This window comes from Spirosoma gilvum, assembly GCF_054776815.1.
In genome coordinates, this window is sequence record NZ_BAAHBH010000006.1 from 477,947 (window position 1) to 493,794 (window position 15,848).

The 15,848-nt window shown below is 47.0% G+C and carries 18 protein-coding genes; 7 read left to right on the forward strand and 11 right to left on the reverse strand.

All coding sequences use genetic code 11. From position 1 onward, the window contains the following. Nucleotides 1-38: 38 nt before the first annotated feature. The 3 genes from ACYVFD_RS18505 to ACYVFD_RS18515 form a co-directional block, all read right to left on the reverse strand. Nucleotides 39-767, reverse strand: coding sequence for a hypothetical protein (locus ACYVFD_RS18505; RefSeq protein WP_461091894.1), 729 nt, complete (start codon nucleotides 765-767; stop codon nucleotides 39-41). After that, nucleotides 764-1,513, reverse strand: a complete 750-nt coding sequence (locus ACYVFD_RS18510; RefSeq protein WP_461091895.1) for an LVIVD repeat-containing protein — start codon at nucleotides 1,511-1,513, stop codon at nucleotides 764-766. Before ACYVFD_RS18510 ends, ACYVFD_RS18505 begins: the two co-directional genes overlap by 4 nt. Before the next feature lie 94 nt (nucleotides 1,514-1,607). Beyond that, nucleotides 1,608-2,141 (reverse strand): hypothetical protein, encoded by a 534-nt coding sequence (locus tag ACYVFD_RS18515; RefSeq protein ID WP_461091896.1) that lies wholly within the window; start codon nucleotides 2,139-2,141, stop codon nucleotides 1,608-1,610. A gap of 106 nt (nucleotides 2,142-2,247) precedes the next feature. On the opposite strand from ACYVFD_RS18515, the gene ACYVFD_RS18520 reads away from it, so the two are divergent. The 4 genes from ACYVFD_RS18520 (at nucleotide 2,248) to ACYVFD_RS18535 (ending at nucleotide 6,300) form a co-directional block, all read left to right on the forward strand. Further along, nucleotides 2,248-3,834: an acyl-CoA carboxylase subunit beta gene (locus tag ACYVFD_RS18520; protein ID WP_461091897.1), complete on the forward strand. Its 1,587-nt coding sequence runs from the start codon at nucleotides 2,248-2,250 to the stop codon at nucleotides 3,832-3,834. Nucleotides 3,835-3,841: 7 nt separating this feature from the next. Beyond that, complete coding sequence (locus ACYVFD_RS18525) at nucleotides 3,842-4,381, forward strand: nucleotidyl transferase AbiEii/AbiGii toxin family protein (protein ID WP_461091898.1); 540 nt, start codon at nucleotides 3,842-3,844, stop codon at nucleotides 4,379-4,381. 44 nt (nucleotides 4,382-4,425) lie between these two features. After that, nucleotides 4,426-4,647 (forward strand): hypothetical protein, encoded by a 222-nt coding sequence (locus ACYVFD_RS18530; protein ID WP_461091899.1) that lies wholly within the window; start codon nucleotides 4,426-4,428, stop codon nucleotides 4,645-4,647. 222 nt (nucleotides 4,648-4,869) lie between these two features. Beyond that, a complete protein-coding gene (locus tag ACYVFD_RS18535; RefSeq protein ID WP_461091900.1) occupies nucleotides 4,870-6,300 on the forward strand; it encodes an adenosine deaminase in 1,431 nt (476 codons plus the stop codon). On the opposite strand, the gene ACYVFD_RS18540 is transcribed toward ACYVFD_RS18535, so the two are convergent. After that, nucleotides 6,277-6,957 carry a phosphatase PAP2-related protein gene (locus tag ACYVFD_RS18540; RefSeq protein WP_461091901.1) on the reverse strand — a complete coding sequence of 227 codons (681 nt, stop codon included), beginning with the start codon at nucleotides 6,955-6,957 and terminating at the stop codon, nucleotides 6,277-6,279. The two genes, ACYVFD_RS18535 and ACYVFD_RS18540, sit on opposite strands and share 24 nt — an antisense overlap. Nucleotides 6,958-7,189: 232 nt before the next feature. Here ACYVFD_RS18540 and ACYVFD_RS18545 point away from each other — a divergent pair, with 232 nt between their 5' ends. Next, entirely contained in the window at nucleotides 7,190-8,314 is a 1,125-nt protein-coding gene (locus ACYVFD_RS18545; protein WP_461091903.1) for a BamA/TamA family outer membrane protein, read from the forward strand. 9 nt (nucleotides 8,315-8,323) lie between these two features. On the opposite strand, the gene ACYVFD_RS18550 is transcribed toward ACYVFD_RS18545, so the two are convergent. The 3 genes from ACYVFD_RS18550 to ACYVFD_RS18560 form a co-directional block, all read right to left on the reverse strand. Beyond that, the gene (locus ACYVFD_RS18550; protein ID WP_461091904.1) at nucleotides 8,324-8,881 is read right to left on the reverse strand and encodes a D-sedoheptulose-7-phosphate isomerase; all 558 of its coding nucleotides are present in this window, start codon (nucleotides 8,879-8,881) and stop codon (nucleotides 8,324-8,326) included. Nucleotides 8,882-8,957: 76 nt separating this feature from the next. Further along, complete coding sequence (locus ACYVFD_RS18555) at nucleotides 8,958-9,896, reverse strand: ROK family protein (protein WP_461091905.1); 939 nt, start codon at nucleotides 9,894-9,896, stop codon at nucleotides 8,958-8,960. Between the two features lie 79 nt (nucleotides 9,897-9,975). Next, nucleotides 9,976-10,845: a carbon-nitrogen hydrolase gene (locus ACYVFD_RS18560; RefSeq protein ID WP_461091906.1), complete on the reverse strand. Its 870-nt coding sequence runs from the start codon at nucleotides 10,843-10,845 to the stop codon at nucleotides 9,976-9,978. A 156-nt stretch (nucleotides 10,846-11,001) separates the two neighbouring features. Here ACYVFD_RS18560 and ACYVFD_RS18565 point away from each other — a divergent pair, with 156 nt between their 5' ends. Continuing rightward, nucleotides 11,002-12,099 carry a Gfo/Idh/MocA family protein gene (locus tag ACYVFD_RS18565; protein WP_461091907.1) on the forward strand — a complete coding sequence of 366 codons (1,098 nt, stop codon included), beginning with the start codon at nucleotides 11,002-11,004 and terminating at the stop codon, nucleotides 12,097-12,099. A 10-nt stretch (nucleotides 12,100-12,109) separates the two neighbouring features. Here the strand turns inward: ACYVFD_RS18565 and ACYVFD_RS18570 are convergent, their stop codons facing one another. Further along, entirely contained in the window at nucleotides 12,110-12,937 is an 828-nt protein-coding gene (locus tag ACYVFD_RS18570; protein ID WP_461091908.1) for a universal stress protein, read from the reverse strand. Between the two features lie 354 nt (nucleotides 12,938-13,291). On the opposite strand from ACYVFD_RS18570, the gene ACYVFD_RS18575 reads away from it, so the two are divergent. Beyond that, on the forward strand, nucleotides 13,292-13,525 hold the full coding sequence (locus ACYVFD_RS18575) for a hypothetical protein (protein ID WP_461091909.1): 234 nt from the start codon (nucleotides 13,292-13,294) through the stop codon (nucleotides 13,523-13,525). 86 nt (nucleotides 13,526-13,611) lie between these two features. Here the strand turns inward: ACYVFD_RS18575 and ACYVFD_RS18580 are convergent, their stop codons facing one another. The 3 genes from ACYVFD_RS18580 to ACYVFD_RS18590 form a co-directional block, all read right to left on the reverse strand. Next, nucleotides 13,612-13,902: a hypothetical protein gene (locus ACYVFD_RS18580; RefSeq protein WP_461091910.1), complete on the reverse strand. Its 291-nt coding sequence runs from the start codon at nucleotides 13,900-13,902 to the stop codon at nucleotides 13,612-13,614. Nucleotides 13,903-14,361: 459 nt separating this feature from the next. After that, nucleotides 14,362-14,976 carry a class I SAM-dependent methyltransferase gene (locus tag ACYVFD_RS18585; RefSeq protein ID WP_461091911.1) on the reverse strand — a complete coding sequence of 205 codons (615 nt, stop codon included), beginning with the start codon at nucleotides 14,974-14,976 and terminating at the stop codon, nucleotides 14,362-14,364. A 70-nt stretch (nucleotides 14,977-15,046) separates the two neighbouring features. Beyond that, on the reverse strand, nucleotides 15,047-15,673 hold the full coding sequence (locus ACYVFD_RS18590) for a hypothetical protein (protein WP_461091912.1): 627 nt from the start codon (nucleotides 15,671-15,673) through the stop codon (nucleotides 15,047-15,049). Between the last annotated feature and the right edge of the window lie 175 nt (nucleotides 15,674-15,848).

Below are 15,848 nucleotides of genomic sequence, written 5' to 3' on the forward strand. Positions count from 1 at the left end.
CCATTACGAAAGACAATCACTCGATAGGTAGCCAATATCTAAAACGTATACCCGATCTTAACCCCGTAGGAAACGCTCAAAAAAGAATACGGATTTGACGTCCTTGTAAATGGATCGACTATGGAGCCGCTGGATGCATAAAACAGATACCCATCAGGTCGGTCAGACCGGTTAATCGCTCGGTTCCGAATACCCAATCCACCATAGAAGTCAGCCACAAATCGGTTGTTGAACGGTAAAGGAAATTGCCGCCCAACTTTGAGTGTCAATGCCCAGACTGCCTTGGAGACCGGAAGTGAATACAGTTGATAATACTCATATTGTCCCGTTGGCGCATTAAGGCCCATACCCACCGTGCCGTTCTCGAAGGCATTTTCCTGTTTATAAAGCCCTTCCACAGCAAAGTAGGAACCAACAGGAGCCTGAAACCGACGCCAGTAATACCGCCACTCCGCTCGTCCGCGCCAGACCTCATACTGACTGTATCGGCTGTTGGTATTATCGGATCGCTGCCATAGATTCATACGCTGAGTGCCATACCCTGCTTCGAGTTGCAGACTTTGTTGCTGACCAATCGTTCGCTCAATAGCAAACTGCACCGTACTGCTGAGGTCGAGCAGACTTAACGGAGCGAACTTGACAACCCATTTTGGGAGCGGGCTGGGTGAGTTTGTGTACGCAGGTGTTGGACTAAGCCATTGAGCCGAAGCCTGTAGCCAACCCAATATTGACAGGCAGCAAAGGACGCTGGTGTAAATGTTCTTCATGGCTCGACCGGGAGTTGGCTAAGCAGTTTTAACTGGCTGAAATCGGCATAGCTATATTGGTAGATTCCTTTTGGACCCGTGACGATCAGGCGTTTTTGCGTTGGAATAACATCGTAGGTCTTGGTATTGTAAAAGTATTCCAGCTCTTTCACATCGAGCGGATTGCTAATGTCCATCACTCGTAAGCCATAATCCCCTTCGCCCACAAACAACAGGGTACTGTCGGCGCCAAGCCCACGCGGATTGGTCATTTGATAACTTCGTAACAGTTTGGGAGTCGCTACGTTACTGATGTCGATGACATCCAGGCTATTGACCGACACCGATTGATTGCGGCAGTTGGTCCCGCTCCGAAGGGTAACGTAGGCAAAATTGCCCTGCGCTACCACCGGGTCGCAACTGAGGATGTGCGTGTAGAGACCGGCCTGTTTGGGTGCGTTCGGTTGGCTGATGTCGTAAATGTACATGCCCGTTTGGGTGCCGACAAACAGGTTGTTTCGGTATGGGAAAATCGTTTCGACACCAAATCCAAGTTTGGTGTTTGCGCCTTTTTTGGGGTTGCCGCTTTCCGAAATATCATAGGCTTGCAGCGCCGTGTTGCTAATGGTATAGAGCGTATTGCCGCTGATGGTGAATCGGGCTGTAGAGCCACCAACCCCTGTTCCGGGCGAAACGGAGTCTTTGCTGCTACAGGCAGCCAATAAGGTGGTCAGCCAGATCAAAAGCGTGTAAAAAGAAGTTTTCATAAGGGAAGTTTTGGGAGTGGCTGTTTCAAGTTTCAGGTAGTGGAGTGGTTAGACCGCACATTAGCTCTGAACATGAAACCTTAAACAATACATGTTACCGGTAGCATTGTGGATTATCGAGGTCGGCTTTTTCCCAGCGAATGACAGCCCCTTTATTTGGGTCAGCGCATTCAAAGCGTACGTTGGTAGCTAGTGGAAAAGCCGAATAATCAAAGACATTTTCGACTCGCTTCACCAGCCGCACATTGAGTGGATTGGCGATGTTAAGCGCCACCAGATCCGTGACGTTATCGGCGTAGAGGATACTGTCTTTAATAGCTAGCTCCTCATTACCTAAAATGCCAATAAACGAGACCTGAACGGGCTTTTCGGGGTTTCGGTTGTCGACGATATGAATGCCGCTTCCCACCTCATTGATGTACAGATAGTTGTCCTTTACATAAATTTTGCCCACATTTTTGAGTGGCTGAGGCCCCAACGCCTGAACTGTCCGAATGTCGGAGTAAGCTGCATAAACGGGGCGGTAGGTGTCGCCGGTGGCCGGTGGTTTAGGGGCGTAATAGGGCTGACAGCCATCCAGAAGCAGACAGCCCGTCGTCAACAGTATGGCAGATAGAAGTCGATGCATGGTGTACATGTTTAGGCTGGGGTAAGGATACAAAAACAATTTGAACCGTTGGAATCCGCAAGAAAAATTAACTTTGTTCGTCCTTGATGTCGAGACTACTAACCTCATGCAAACTGAAACCCGTTCCGAGTCTAATCTCTCCTCAACCGCCAAGCCATCCAAAGTTGACGTTCTAGCGCAGAAAAATGCGGAAGCCGAGCAGGGTGGCGGTCAGAAACGCATTGATGCACAACATAAAAAAGGCAAGCTTACCGCCCGTGAGCGTATCGCATTGCTGGTGGATGAGGGCTCGTTCGAGGAGATTGGTAAGTTCGTGATGCACCGCACCCGCGACTTCGGTCTTGACAAAGAGCACTACCTCGGTGATGGAGTCGTAACCGGATACGGTACAGTCAATGGGCGCCTGGTCTATGTATTTGCGCAGGATTTTACCGTATTTGGCGGAGCCCTGTCGGAAACCCATGCCGAAAAAATCTGTAAGATCATGGACCTGGCGATGCAGAATGGTGCCCCCGTCATTGGGCTGAACGACTCAGGAGGTGCCCGGATTCAGGAGGGGGTGTTGTCGCTGGCGGGCTACGCGGATATTTTTTACCGGAATACCAAAGCGTCGGGGGTAATCCCTCAACTATCGGCCATTATGGGCCCCTGTGCGGGTGGTGCTGTATATAGCCCGGCTATCACGGATTTTATTTTCATGGTTGAAAACACGAGCTATATGTTCGTGACCGGCCCGAACGTGGTGAAAACGGTTACACACGAAACCGTAACGGCTGAAGAGCTGGGAGGGGCTAGCACCCACAGCACTAAATCCGGTGTGACGCACTTTGCCTGCGAAAATGAACTGGCCTGTATCCAGAATATCAAACAGTTACTGAGCTACATACCGCAAAACTGCGAAGATGAGCCACCGGTGCTTGCCTACGAAGCTTCTGAGGAAACTCGGGCAGGGTTAAATTCAATCATTCCCGACAATCCGAACCAGCCGTACGACATGCGGGAGGTAATTGAGGAACTGGTCGATGCCGGTAGCTTCTTTGAAGTGCACAAGGCTTTTGCCGAAAATATAGTCGTTGGATTTGCCAGAATAGCCGGTCGGAGCATTGGTGTTGTGGGTAACCAACCGGCGGTATTGGCGGGTGTATTGGATATTCATGCCAGTACCAAAGCGGCCCGGTTTGTCCGTTTCTGCGACTGTTTCAACATCCCGCTGTTGGTACTCGAAGATGTTCCCGGTTTCCTGCCGGGCACTGATCAGGAGTGGAACGGGATCATTACCAACGGGGCCAAACTACTTTTTGCCTTTTGCGAAGCAACCGTACCGCGCGTAACGGTCATTACCCGTAAAGCCTACGGGGGGGCCTATGATGTGATGAATTCCAAACACATCGGTGCCGACCTGAACTACGCCTGGCCATCGGCCGAGATTGCCGTGATGGGCGCCAGTGGAGCCGCTGAGATTATTTTCAAACGGGAAATTGCCGAAGCCGAAGACCCACAGGCCAAGTTGCAGGAAAAGGTGCAGGACTATACCGAGAAGTTTGCCAATCCGTATCGGGCTGCTCACCGGGGCTATATCGATGAAGTGATCATGCCCGACCAGACTCGCCAGAAACTAATCCGGGCCTTCCAGATGCTGGAAAACAAAGTGGCTAGTATGCCAAAGAAAAAACACGGCAATATTCCGTTGTAAACGGTGTATGGAAGAGTTATTGAAATTTATTAGTACGGCGCTAGAGGAGCGTGGAATTGACTATATGCTTTCAGGTAGTGTTGCCTTAAATGCCTATTCGATTCCGAGATATACCCGCGATATTGATATTGTTATCGAACTTCGTTCTGATAATTTTCCGGCTTTTGCCGATATATTCTTTCATCGGGAATGTTATTTCCATTATGAAAGTGCAGAAGCTGAAGTGAGTCGGAGAGGTATGTTTAATATCATTGACTGGAAGTCGGGTATGAAGATAGATTTCATCATTCGAAAAAATGATGCTTTTCAGCAAACGGAGTTTGAGCGACGACAGCGAAAAGAAATCTTGGCCACGATTAATTGTTGGGTAATTTCACCTGAAGATTTAATTGTTGCTAAATTGTTATGGGTTCAGCAATTATATAGTCAGCAACAGATAGACGATATAAGAAATATACTGCATGACTATCCAACTTTAGATACGCTATATATAGAAAGTTGGATCAGAACGTTGCAATTAAATGATTTCGGAATTTTCGGCGGATGAATGATACACCTGAACATGTAAGACGACTGTACGCTGATTTTATTATGAATAAATCGGATAGGGAGCGGTTTCAAATGGGTTTTGAGATGGCCGATATTGGTCAGCGAATGGTAGAGCAACAGCTTGGAAAGCAACACCCAAACTGGTCTGTAGGTGAAATTAAAGCGGCTGTATTTGAGCGAATCTATCGAAATGATTTTACCAGTGATCAAATGGTCGGCATTAAGTCATTAATAAAAGGGTATTATCAAGGTGTAAAGCAGTGATATATTGATCGATTAAACAAATCGATATAGCTGAGAAGTAGATGACTTTTGTTCATTTCTATCGATAGATAGTTATAATCATATGGCAAATTCAAATTCAGAGCGGCCCGGTAGTCTGTTAAGAACAATACTGATCGGGTTGCTTATTATTTTCGGTCTGGCGTTACTGGTCGGTACGTTAACCGTGCTTTTTCCTTAAAACAGTACAGAAACTAGTTGTTGATGATCGCACGATTACGAATTTGTTTGTTCTTCTTTTTTATCTCACTCACCACGTTCGGGCAAACGGTAAGCGATTATTTTGAGAAAATTCGGAATAACGATGCCCTATTAACCGCGTTTTTTGCGCAAATGCCGAAAGGTGGCGATTTACATCATCATTATAGCGGTTCTATTTATACCGAAACCTACATCGATTATGTCGTTGCCAACAATTATTTCATCAATCGAAAAACGTTAAAAGTTTCGGAGAAAAAACCAGATGGCGATGATTGGGTTAGCTTTTCGACGTTGAAACAGGAAGGTACTTTTTCTGAGTATAAGCAGAAACTTTTTCAAAAATGGTCGGTCAAAGATTATAACCATGTCGACTACCCATCCGATAAATTATTTTTTGAAACGTTCTCAGGTTTTGGCGTTGCCAGTCGAGCCGAAGTCGATAAGGGGTTACTGGAAATTAAGAACCGCGCTAAAAAGGAAAATGTCAGTTATATAGAGACATTATTTGTCAATGCGCCTTGCTCCAAAGAGTTAACAGAATTAGCAGGTTTTGACAAAAAACTGAGAGACGGACAGTCGAAAAACGACACCACTCTCTGTTTGACATTGCTGGATTCACTATACACGGCCATACAGATAAAAAATGTAGTTGACTGCGCCGTTACGTTTAACAAAGAGACGCTTAATCGCCTGCATTCCAGCCTGAAAATTGATGATGCTCAGTTTATCATGCGTTACCAGAGCTACGTGGTCCGCACGGTAGAACCGGTGGAAGTGTTCAAAAATATGATCGTGGCGTTTGAAGCCGCCGTCAATAGTCCGCTAGTTGTCGGGGTCAATATTGCCGCTCCTGAAGATAACGAAATCTCTATGCGCGATTACTGGCTACACATGCTGATGTTCAGGTTTTGCCACGCAAAATATCCTTCCGTTAAATACACGTTACATGCGGGAGAACTGACACTGGGGATGGTAAAACCGGAAGACCTAACCTGGCATATCAGTTCGGCCGTCTATTTAGCCGGTGCCAATCGAATTGGGCATGGTGTTGATATGCCGTATGAGACAAATTGTTATGAGCTGTTACGGTATATGAGTCAGAAAAAAATTGCCGTTGAGATTAATTTATTCAGCAACGAATTTATTCTAAAAGTTAAGGACGATAAACATCCCATCAGCCTGTATAAAGAATTTAATGTTCCTATTGTGATTTCGTCGGACGATGCTGGTGTATTGCGAACAAATTTGACCGACCAATATGTTCTTTTGGCCAAGCGCTACAAACAAATTTCCTATCAGGATATTAAAAACTTTGTCTTCAATAGTATCGAGTACAGTTTTATTGAAGAGGAGACAATAAAAAAATCGCTGCTTAACGATCTCAAGCAGCGATTCATAAAATTCGAAAAATCAGTTCCCGGTGTTCGCCACTGATTTACCTGCATCGTTCCAGCCGCTAAGGGCCAACCATTTGCCTAGTCGATATAACGGATAGGTAAACGCAAACGCGCATAGCACGTCGATCGTATAATGGACGTGTTGGACAAGTAGTAAAGCCCCTACAATCAGCGAGCCAATCAGGGCAATAATCCGATCCCATCGCCGACGGAAGCACAGAAACATCAGGAAAATAGTTGACGTGTGACCGGAGTAAAACAGGTCTTTGGTGATATACACTTTCCCATAAAACGCATTGGTGATTGGGTCGACCATAGGAATCAGGCCGATAGGAGGGTCCAGTGGCATTACATTGATGCTAACCATACGAGATAAGCTGATGATCACATAGCTGTAGACGAACATCATAAATAAGGCCGGGCTGCGTCGTACACGGACAACTAAGAGTATGGCCGTTGCCCATATTACCAGAAAAATAATAATCGACACATCCACAGGCGGAATTCGGCTGAGGAGCCAGTCGTTCAAAACAGGGCCGCTATGTCGTTCGATGGTTGCAAAAAAGTAGGGAAACGTAGCTAATAAAGCGAGTAGGCTAATGACGCCAATCGCAAATTTCCGGCGAAATACGGACGATTTCCAGGCAATTGACCAAACAATATCGTTGACTGGATTGGGTGTGAAAATGGACATAGGTACTATAAAATGGCCGCAAAGGTACGAATAAGAAGACGATTACAGATGATAATAGACTAAACTAGCGTTGAGGGGTATAGGTTAAAATCCGGTTAATGGTTCAGCGCTGATGTTATTTATTTGTAAATTTCGTGTAGCCTAAATAGCTGTTTATGAGCCTCGGAGAAGGGTGATTTTAGCGGAATGATTTAGGAGATACAGTCAACAAACTTTGGAATATTTCTTTTCGATGCGTACCTATTTTTGCTGGGTTAGCTTGTTTTTTCTGTCGTTTATCAGTGTGGGGCGGCCTCTTTTACGGACTTATGACTACAGTCAGCGGCAGCTTTTAGCCGATACCACCCACGGAAAAGAAGGTCAGCACCGCTTTCATTTTATTCCACTGCCCGTTGTGTTCTATACACCCGAGACCCATATCGCCTATGGTGCTCTGGGGGTTTTTCTGTTTCGGACAGATAGTACGGCCCGCACCTCAAACCTGGATTTTGCGGTCATCCACACACAAAACGCACAGACCGTAGTTGAACCGACCTACACCATTTTCACTGCGCATGAAAAATACCTGATTCGGGGATTTTTCCTCTACGCCGACTTCCCCGAACTTTATTATGGGATTGGACCAGGAACGACCGAAAGCCAGGAAGAGTTGATTTCCTACAAGAGTCTTCGTGCCTACAATCGATTCCTGCGGAAAGTAAAGCCGGGCTGGTTTGTGGGGGTGCAGCAGCAGTATTTTAAAACGTTCGACGTTAATCGGTCAACAGATCGGCAATTGCCCGCACAAACACTCATTGGTGGCCTGGGCAGCGTTGTGAATGGGGTGGGCATTGCCAGTATTGTCGATACCCGCGACAATATCTACTCGCCCGTTCGGGGCTGGTATGCCGATGTGTCGTTTATGGACTATGAAAAATGGATGGGCTCTGAGTTTGACTTTACCAATTACCTCTTCGACATTCGGCATTATCATTCGTTATCGCCCAGAACGGTTCTGGCTGGCCAATTTTATGTGAATCTAAACGTGGGTGAGGTTCCCTTTAAGCAAGCGGCTACACTGGGTGGGTCGTCGTTATTGCGGGGTTACTATAATGGTCGTTACCGGGACAACAATGCCGTCATTCTTCAGGCTGAGTTACGCCAGCGGCTCATTGGGCGGTTTGGCGGGGTTGTTTTTGCGGGTGTTGGCGATGTGGCACACAAACCCAACGAATTTAGCATCAGCGATCTAAAACCGACTGGCGGAGCTGGTTTACGCTTTATGATCAGCCGAAAAGAGCATGTCAACGTTCGATTCGATGCCGCCGTGGGCAATCATACCCACGGCTTCTACGTAAACATCTCCGAAGCATTTTAAACAGATTGACTAACTCTCAATGAACCCATAGCAGAGCATGTGGCAGATGGTCATCTGAGCGTCTTCGACCCGGCCGTAGTGGCTATCCTGAACGATGATGGATTCGTGTGCCAGATCGGCCAGCTTACCACCTTTGCCACCCACTAAGGCTATCGTGGTTAGTCCATGCTCATTGGCCCACTCTACCGCTTTGACCACATTGGGCGAGTTGCCGCTAACGCTCAGGGTTAGAACCAGATCACCGGGACGGGCGTAATTTTCGAGTTGCCGCATGTAGACATCCTCATAGGCATAATCGTTGCCGAGGGCGGTGATCCAGGAAATACTCTCGTTGAGCGACATACACCGGAAACGCTTACCCATCCGGTCGGACGCACTTTTGCCGAGATCGGTGATGAAATGCGAGACATTGGAAGCACTGCCTCCATTGCCGAACGCAAAGAGCTGCCGGTCGTCTTCCCAGCATTTCTTGATCAGGTTGATCAGGTGTTCAACTTTGTCGATGGGGATCGCATCGTACGCTTCTTTTTGCCGGTCAAGGTAATTTTTGAAATACGTCTGGTTCATGGTATAAGGAATGAATAATTAATAAAGTAGAATGGATAATGAATGATGGACACTGAGAATAATTATCCATTCTACTTTATCCATTATTCATTAACTCTATTGCGCCAACGGGTACAGCGTCTTCGCCGAGTTTAGCCAGTAAAACGATAGGGGCGGGGTGGAAGGCTTTCATCACAAAGCGGGGAAGAGACTGCCGAACAGCCGCCCGTAACGGTTCGCCAATGAGTGAAATACCTCCACCCAGTACAATGGCATCGGGGTGAAACAGGTGAACAACGTGCGATAGACCCAGTGCAACCACCGAGCCAATCTGTTCGATCAGCATCTTAGCTACTGGGTCGCTGGCTTCGTAGGCAGGGTGTAAAAACCGGGCTTCTTTGCCAACGGTACCGCTGTCATGCGCCTGCTGTACGGCCTGTTTCAGGTACGAATCAGCGGGTAATTGTGGCAGCAAACTTCGAATTTGCTGATCGACGGCCCAACCCGACACGGTTTGTTCAATGGTTTGTCCGTCGCTCGATTCGCTGGGAGGAACCAGCCACAGATGACCGATTTCCGCTTCGCCGGGTAGCGCGCCGTGATATAGCTTACGGTCGACAACCATGCCGCCCCCGACACCGCTGCCCAGCGTTACATAAAATACGTTCTGAAATCCGGTGGCCACTCCACGAAGAGCTTCACCCAGGGCGGCTACATTGGCATCGTTTTCTACCCGCACCTGCGCACCGGGTGCCTGTTGCCGGAGCCAGTCGCCCAGGTCAAAGCCGGACCAGCCACCGATCTGATGCGAGGTAGCAATGCGGCCTGTTTGCCAGTCGACTGGACCACCAAAACCTACACCAATCGATTCGATGGGGAGATCAATCTGGTCAATAGTCGAGGCAATTTGTGCCAGAATACCCTCGGCACCTTTCGAGGGGTCAATTGCCAGTCGGAAGCGCTGCGTTATCTGACGGCTATCATCGCTTGTGAACAACTGAAGCTTTGTTCCGCCAATTTCAATACCAAGTCTCATAAGGGATGTAGGATGTATGAAGTATGATGTATGATATAGGTGCCTTTTACATTCTATATCATACATCATACTTCATACATCAATCAATGTATCGTTTTGTGATGGGTTGATAGGAGTCGATGCGTCGGTCGCGGAAGTAGGGCCAGGTGGTTCGGTATTTTTCGGACAGTGCCAGATCGACCGTTTGTACGTGAACTAGTTCCTGATCGTGGGGGGCCAGATACAAGAGCGAACCGAACGGATTAGCCACAAACGAACCACCCCAGAACTGCTGATCGGCCTCGCGACCCACCCGGTTCACCGATACAACGTGTACACCATTGGCAATGGCATGACTGCGCTGGATGGTCTGCCAGGCGTTGTACTGCTCCTCGTTTTGTTTCGGATCGGGTTCATTCGTATCCCAGCCAATGGCTGTTGGATAAAACAGAATTTCGGCACCCATCAGCGAGGTGATACGAGCCGCTTCGGGATACCATTGATCCCAGCAGATCAATACGCCAATTCGGGCAAACTTGGTATCGAACACTTTATAGCCCAAATCGCCGGGCGTAAAGTAGAATTTTTCGTAATAACCCGGATCGTCGGGAATGTGCATTTTCCGGTACTTGCCCAGATACGACCCATCGGCATCCAAAACGGCTGTGGTGTTGTGGTATAATCCCTGAGCCCGTTTTTCAAACAGGGAGGCTATGATGACCACGCCCAATTCGCCAGCCAGCTTACCCAATCGTTCGGTGGTAGGACCTGGAATAGCTTCGGCCAGACTGAAATTATGGTGATCTTCTACGTCGCAGAAGTATAGCGAGGTGAACAGTTCCTGCAAACAAACGATCTGAGCCCCTTTTTGGGCTGCTTCCCGAATGTGGTCGATGGCTTTCTGAATATTGGCTTCGACATCCGCCGAGCAACTCATCTGCACCAACCCGATATTGACTTTTTTAGACATGCGACAAAATTAGGAGGTTCCATAGTTAGAACAGAAAACTTTTTGAGTTTGTCTGATAAAGTTTCAAAGTTTCAGGCTGATTGACATGGGCAATCTATACGCCATCCACCCTGAAATAGGAAACGTTAATCATTGAAATAACAAACCTGAAAAATCATGACTTCGCGCAGAACATTTCTTCATACTGTTGGGATTACCGGCATAGCCACAACTATTGCTCCAAACGCCCTTTGGGCCACCACCCGACCTGCTAAAGATCGACTGGGGGTTGCCCTGGTCGGGCTGGGCTATTACAGCACCGACTTGCTGGCACCGGCGCTGCAAAAAACGAAGAACTGTTATCTGGCTGGTATTGTGACCGGCACGCCCGAAAAGGCCGAGAAGTGGAAGAAACAATACAACATTCCCGACAAGAACATTTACTCGTACCAGACCTTCGACCAGATTGCCAACAATCCCGACATCGATGTGGTGTATGTGGTGCTGCCACCGTCGATGCACGAAGAGTACGTGGTTCGGGCGGCCAAAGCCGGTAAGCATGTCTGGTGCGAAAAGCCAATGGCGGTGACGGCGAAGGAATGCCAGAACATGATTGATGCCTGTGCGAAAAACAAAGTATCGCTGGCCATCGGCTACCGGCTGCACCACGAACCCAATACGCAGGAGTGGACGAAGGCGCTACGGGGCGGAAAGATTGGTAACGTACTGATGGTGAGTTGTTCGGCTGCTTATTATGACTCGCGTACCGATCACTGGAAACAGAAAAAAGAGATGGGCGGGGGCGTTATGTACGATATGGGTGTGTACGTGGTGCAGGGTGCTCGACTGGCTACAGGCGAAGAACCTATTGCCGTAACAGCCCAGCAGTATACTACCCGCCCAAACGTTTATAAAAATGGACTGGACGAAACTTCCTTGGTTCAACTTGTTTTTCCGAGCGGAGCCCGAGCATCCTTACAAACCAGCTATGGTATGAATATGAATCACCTGGATGTTACCGGTTCAAAAGGGACATTACGTGTGGAGCCTTATTCGGGTTATAATGGTCAAAAAGGTATTTGGAGCAATGGCGGTCGTTTTGATCATCCTTATGAGGTGCCGTCGCAACAGGCCATGCAGATGGACGACGATGCAGCCGCCATCATGGCAAAAAAGCCGATGCTAGTACCAGGTGAGGAAGGCCTTCGTGACATCCGAATTGTCGAAGCAATTTATGCCGCAGCAAAGTCAGGAAAAGAAGTAAAGCTGGTGTGAGCACGGGCAATTAAGCCCGCATGATTAAGACCGGGATGTTGGAGTGATTTAAGACATCTTCGGCTACGCTGCCCTGTATCCAGTGCCGTAGGCCTGTGTATCCGTGCGTATACAACACGATAAGGTCGGCATGAATAGACTGAGTGTAATCCAGAATGCCATCGGGTACGGTATGATCGTGGACAATTTTAAGATTGTAATGGTCGATGTCGTTGGCTGCGGTGAAGTCGGCGACCCATTCTCGAATACCTTCGGGCAGGCGGCTATCGGTAGGGGTTAGCACATAAACATATTGTCGGCAAAACTGATCATCGAGTCGGAACGGAAACAGGTGTGGCTTTTTCAGTTCCTCATCCAGATCGATACCAAAAACAATCTCCTGGGGATTGAACTGAGCTATTGGTTCTTTAACAACCAGTACCGGGCAGGTGGCAAACCGGGTAATGAGTTCGGCATGCGATCCTTCGATCCATTCCAGCAGTCCAGAAGCCCCTTTCGAAGCCAGTACAATTAGATCGGCCTGTTGCTCATTAATGCAATTAATAAGCCCCTCCATGTTGGTTCCTAGTACTGGTTTGATGCTAACATCCGCATAGGCTGGATTATGAATCAATTTGCGAAGCGATTTTTCGGCTTCGTTCCAGGCTTCTTCATAGAGTGGACCCATATCCAGAGAAATACCCGTAACGCTATCAGCTATTTCTAACGAGGTAACGTCGTACAATACCGTATGCATCAGAATGATTTCGGCTTGGTAGGTGCGGGCTAATTCGGCAGCTACGTCGAGCGCATAGATGGTAATGGGACTTAGGTCGGTGGGTACCAAAATGGTTTTCATGGAAGCAAACGGCTTGTTAGTTTGGCAAAACAAGCCTGATTCTAGTCGACAGCCTATGACTTGTCACAGCAACCGACTTGATTTGAATCAGTTAGCTACTTTTCCCTCATGAATTATAAATAGAACCTCAACGGCGGACCGTACGGATTGTTATGATTTTTATGATTGACACAGCTTTTATCATAATAATCCGTGTGCTAGTTGTAGTATGGAACTGCCTGAAACAAGCTACTTTAGATAGGATTGTATTGTAAGTATAATCTATGTTGTTTGACTTGTATTATATAAAGCCGCTAAGTCGATTTGGTGAGCCGCCCGACTTTTGCTTATTTCGCTTGTCAACCCCGTTTGTTTATGCAACCCACCGATTTTACCAAACTCCCCGCCGAGCAGCAACTCGACACGCTTTATTTTGCTGGCGACATTCTGGCCAACCGCTACGAGGGCGACAATATTTTTCTACTCTATAGCTTGCGCGATTTCTACGTCGAACTTCGCTACGATGCCTTCAACAACCAGTTAAATCAAGTCTCGGCCTTTCGAGATACCAATAAACTGGAGCCCTACCTGCCTTATCTGGTCGACTAGACGGGCTTCAGGGTACAGCTAGATAATTCGCGCTTATCTTACCTGGCACAGTAGGGTTTGTAATCACAACAGTGACTAGCACGGTTTTATTTATAGGCTCGATCCTTAATGAGCCTAAGATCATTCAATTCGGGCACTACCCGCATACAATCAGCCGGTATAATGCCTCTTGCTACCCAGTTGCTTACGACATTTGTCGAAACATTATACTTCTCAGCATAACGCTTTATAGTCAGCCAATCACTCGTATCAATAAGCGAATCAGGGAGTTTTATTCCATTTTTTTGGAGGTAAGCCAGCGTTTCTGCAAAAACGGCCTCTGCCTGTTTTAGCTCCTCATCCATTTTTGCTAAGGAAACCTTTTCGTTTGCTACCATGTCCTTTTTGGTTTAAGTATATAGAAGAAGGAGGGAGGATTGTCCACTCTACTTTACTCATCGTCGGCCTTGAGATTCCTGAGCACCTCAAGGAGATCTTTGTGCCCGATAAGCATCTTAGACCATTTTATTTCTTGTCCCCGTGCCTCGTCGTTTTCAAGAATCTGTCGAAGGTTTTTACGGGCATTCGCTAGCTACAATTCACTAGCTTGTATCATTTTGTCAATCTCTTTGTGCGTCATGCTGTTGTGAGTAAATCACACTGTAAAGATGTGAATTGTTACGTAACAACACAAGAAGGGGCGATTATTTTGGGCGTTTTTGCAAAAAACGGTCTAGTAAACCGGGATAAACAGAAGTCAATTACTTAAATCCAGAACAGTTGGATCATGCAGCGCCCAACTACCAGCTTCCGTACCTTAACCCGGCCAGCATTGGCCTGAAAAAATAATCTGGTATTTACTTTTTCAGTAGAAAATAGGTGTGACCTCCGTTGCCTTCCGGAACAAAGAAACTCTCTGCTACAGTAAATCCTGTATCCACAACCCAGGTCTGGTAAGTTGGCGCATCGGCATGACTCCAATACATCCGGGTACCTGGTTCAACCCAGTCCGATTCGGTGCCTGTCCACTCGCCAGCACCTACAATACATAGAAAGTAGCCCCCCGGTTTGAGCCATCGATAAACAGCCTTGAACAAAGGAGGCTGCTCAGGTAAGGGGAGGTGAATAATGGAATATAAGGCCACAATCCCATTAAACGTTTCTTCTGGAAAGGAGAGAGTTGCCATATCCGCGACCTCGAAATTAGCCTGAGGAACATTATGGCGAGCCAACTCAATTTGTTTTTGGGAAATATCGATACCCAGATAATCAGCGTGCTGACTCAGGTATCTCGCAGTCGGGATACCATCGGCACAACCAAGTTCCAGTACGTTGCTATCTGAAGGAAGGTGATGTACAAAATTGGTCAGCCAGTCCAGATAACGTTCTGAATCCGCCTTCTCAAAAAAAGCCCGGTAAGAGCTGCCTAGCTGGTCATATCCTTGTTGTACAATGCGTTTAGGATCGTCCAAAATTATTGAGTCAAAATTGTATAGTGATTGGCCAAAGCTATTTAGATAAGAAATCTAAACCTGCGGTTGTTTACTTTTTCGTGCATAGAAAATTGCGCTGGATCGTATGTAATTGTTGCCAGATTTTATGCTCAGCAGGTTTGGGCGATAGCTCAAAGAAAACAGCCGTTCGTTTCTGTTCTTTACATTTCGTAACCTGAATCTGGCAGTGCAACGTTATAGGGCTTTGACGCATATAGTCCAGCATAGTGATGGAGCCTGTGTATCGGTCGTTTTCTGCAGGTGTAGTCTTCTCCTTTTTGATGGAAACAGTTGTCGGTGTAGTTCTACTTGGAAGGATTTTTCGGCTAGTTACATTGTTGGCTACCAAACCTGAATAATATGCCGTTAAGTGGCTCTGTAAACTGGCCGCATTAATCGTGGGATTGCCTTCTAGCCACCATAAAAACGCATACGACCAATACTCTTCGCTGGTTTGTTTGCCCCAGCCAGGAGTAAAACGCAGGTCTTCTACTCCCTTGTATGGTATTGCAGGGGCAAAGTCAATCGGAATTGGAAGGCGCTCGGATGTCCAGCCCTGGGGAGTAATTAGCCTATAAGAGGGAGTCCAGGTATGTATATCAAATTTATCCAATACACGCTGGCCGGTCGCACTCAGCGCTATAAAACAGAACAGAAGTATACGTAAATGCTGCATAGATTTTATAGGAAAAATCAGAATAGGCTAAAGGTATTTTTACTTTTTGACCGGCGTACCTTTTTTAACGTTTGTTAGGATTTATTAACAAGTTGGCGGCAACCAATTATGGCAAACTTTACTAATGCTTATTTGAATTTCGTAGTTTAATGTTTGAATTGTGTTGTATACTGAT

Bases quoted from the DNA above. Each gene is read 5' to 3' on its own strand.
- ACYVFD_RS18505 (WP_461091894.1), bottom strand. From the start codon at position 767: ATGAAGAACATTTACACCAGCGTCCTTTGCTGCCTGTCAATATTGGGT.
- ACYVFD_RS18510 (WP_461091895.1), bottom strand. From the start codon at position 1,513: ATGAAAACTTCTTTTTACACGCTTTTGATCTGGCTGACCACCTTATTG.
- ACYVFD_RS18515 (WP_461091896.1), bottom strand. From the start codon at position 2,141: ATGCATCGACTTCTATCTGCCATACTGTTGACGACGGGCTGTCTGCTT.
- ACYVFD_RS18520 (WP_461091897.1), top strand. From the start codon at position 2,248: ATGCAAACTGAAACCCGTTCCGAGTCTAATCTCTCCTCAACCGCCAAG.
- ACYVFD_RS18525 (WP_461091898.1), top strand. From the start codon at position 3,842: ATGGAAGAGTTATTGAAATTTATTAGTACGGCGCTAGAGGAGCGTGGA.
- ACYVFD_RS18530 (WP_461091899.1), top strand. From the start codon at position 4,426: ATGAATAAATCGGATAGGGAGCGGTTTCAAATGGGTTTTGAGATGGCC.
- ACYVFD_RS18535 (WP_461091900.1), top strand. From the start codon at position 4,870: ATGATCGCACGATTACGAATTTGTTTGTTCTTCTTTTTTATCTCACTC.
- ACYVFD_RS18540 (WP_461091901.1), bottom strand. From the start codon at position 6,957: ATGTCCATTTTCACACCCAATCCAGTCAACGATATTGTTTGGTCAATT.
- ACYVFD_RS18545 (WP_461091903.1), top strand. From the start codon at position 7,190: ATGCGTACCTATTTTTGCTGGGTTAGCTTGTTTTTTCTGTCGTTTATC.
- ACYVFD_RS18550 (WP_461091904.1), bottom strand. From the start codon at position 8,881: ATGAACCAGACGTATTTCAAAAATTACCTTGACCGGCAAAAAGAAGCG.
- ACYVFD_RS18555 (WP_461091905.1), bottom strand. From the start codon at position 9,896: ATGAGACTTGGTATTGAAATTGGCGGAACAAAGCTTCAGTTGTTCACA.
- ACYVFD_RS18560 (WP_461091906.1), bottom strand. From the start codon at position 10,845: ATGTCTAAAAAAGTCAATATCGGGTTGGTGCAGATGAGTTGCTCGGCG.
- ACYVFD_RS18565 (WP_461091907.1), top strand. From the start codon at position 11,002: ATGACTTCGCGCAGAACATTTCTTCATACTGTTGGGATTACCGGCATA.
- ACYVFD_RS18570 (WP_461091908.1), bottom strand. From the start codon at position 12,937: ATGAAAACCATTTTGGTACCCACCGACCTAAGTCCCATTACCATCTAT.
- ACYVFD_RS18575 (WP_461091909.1), top strand. From the start codon at position 13,292: ATGCAACCCACCGATTTTACCAAACTCCCCGCCGAGCAGCAACTCGAC.
- ACYVFD_RS18580 (WP_461091910.1), bottom strand. From the start codon at position 13,902: ATGGTAGCAAACGAAAAGGTTTCCTTAGCAAAAATGGATGAGGAGCTA.
- ACYVFD_RS18590 (WP_461091912.1), bottom strand. From the start codon at position 15,673: ATGCAGCATTTACGTATACTTCTGTTCTGTTTTATAGCGCTGAGTGCG.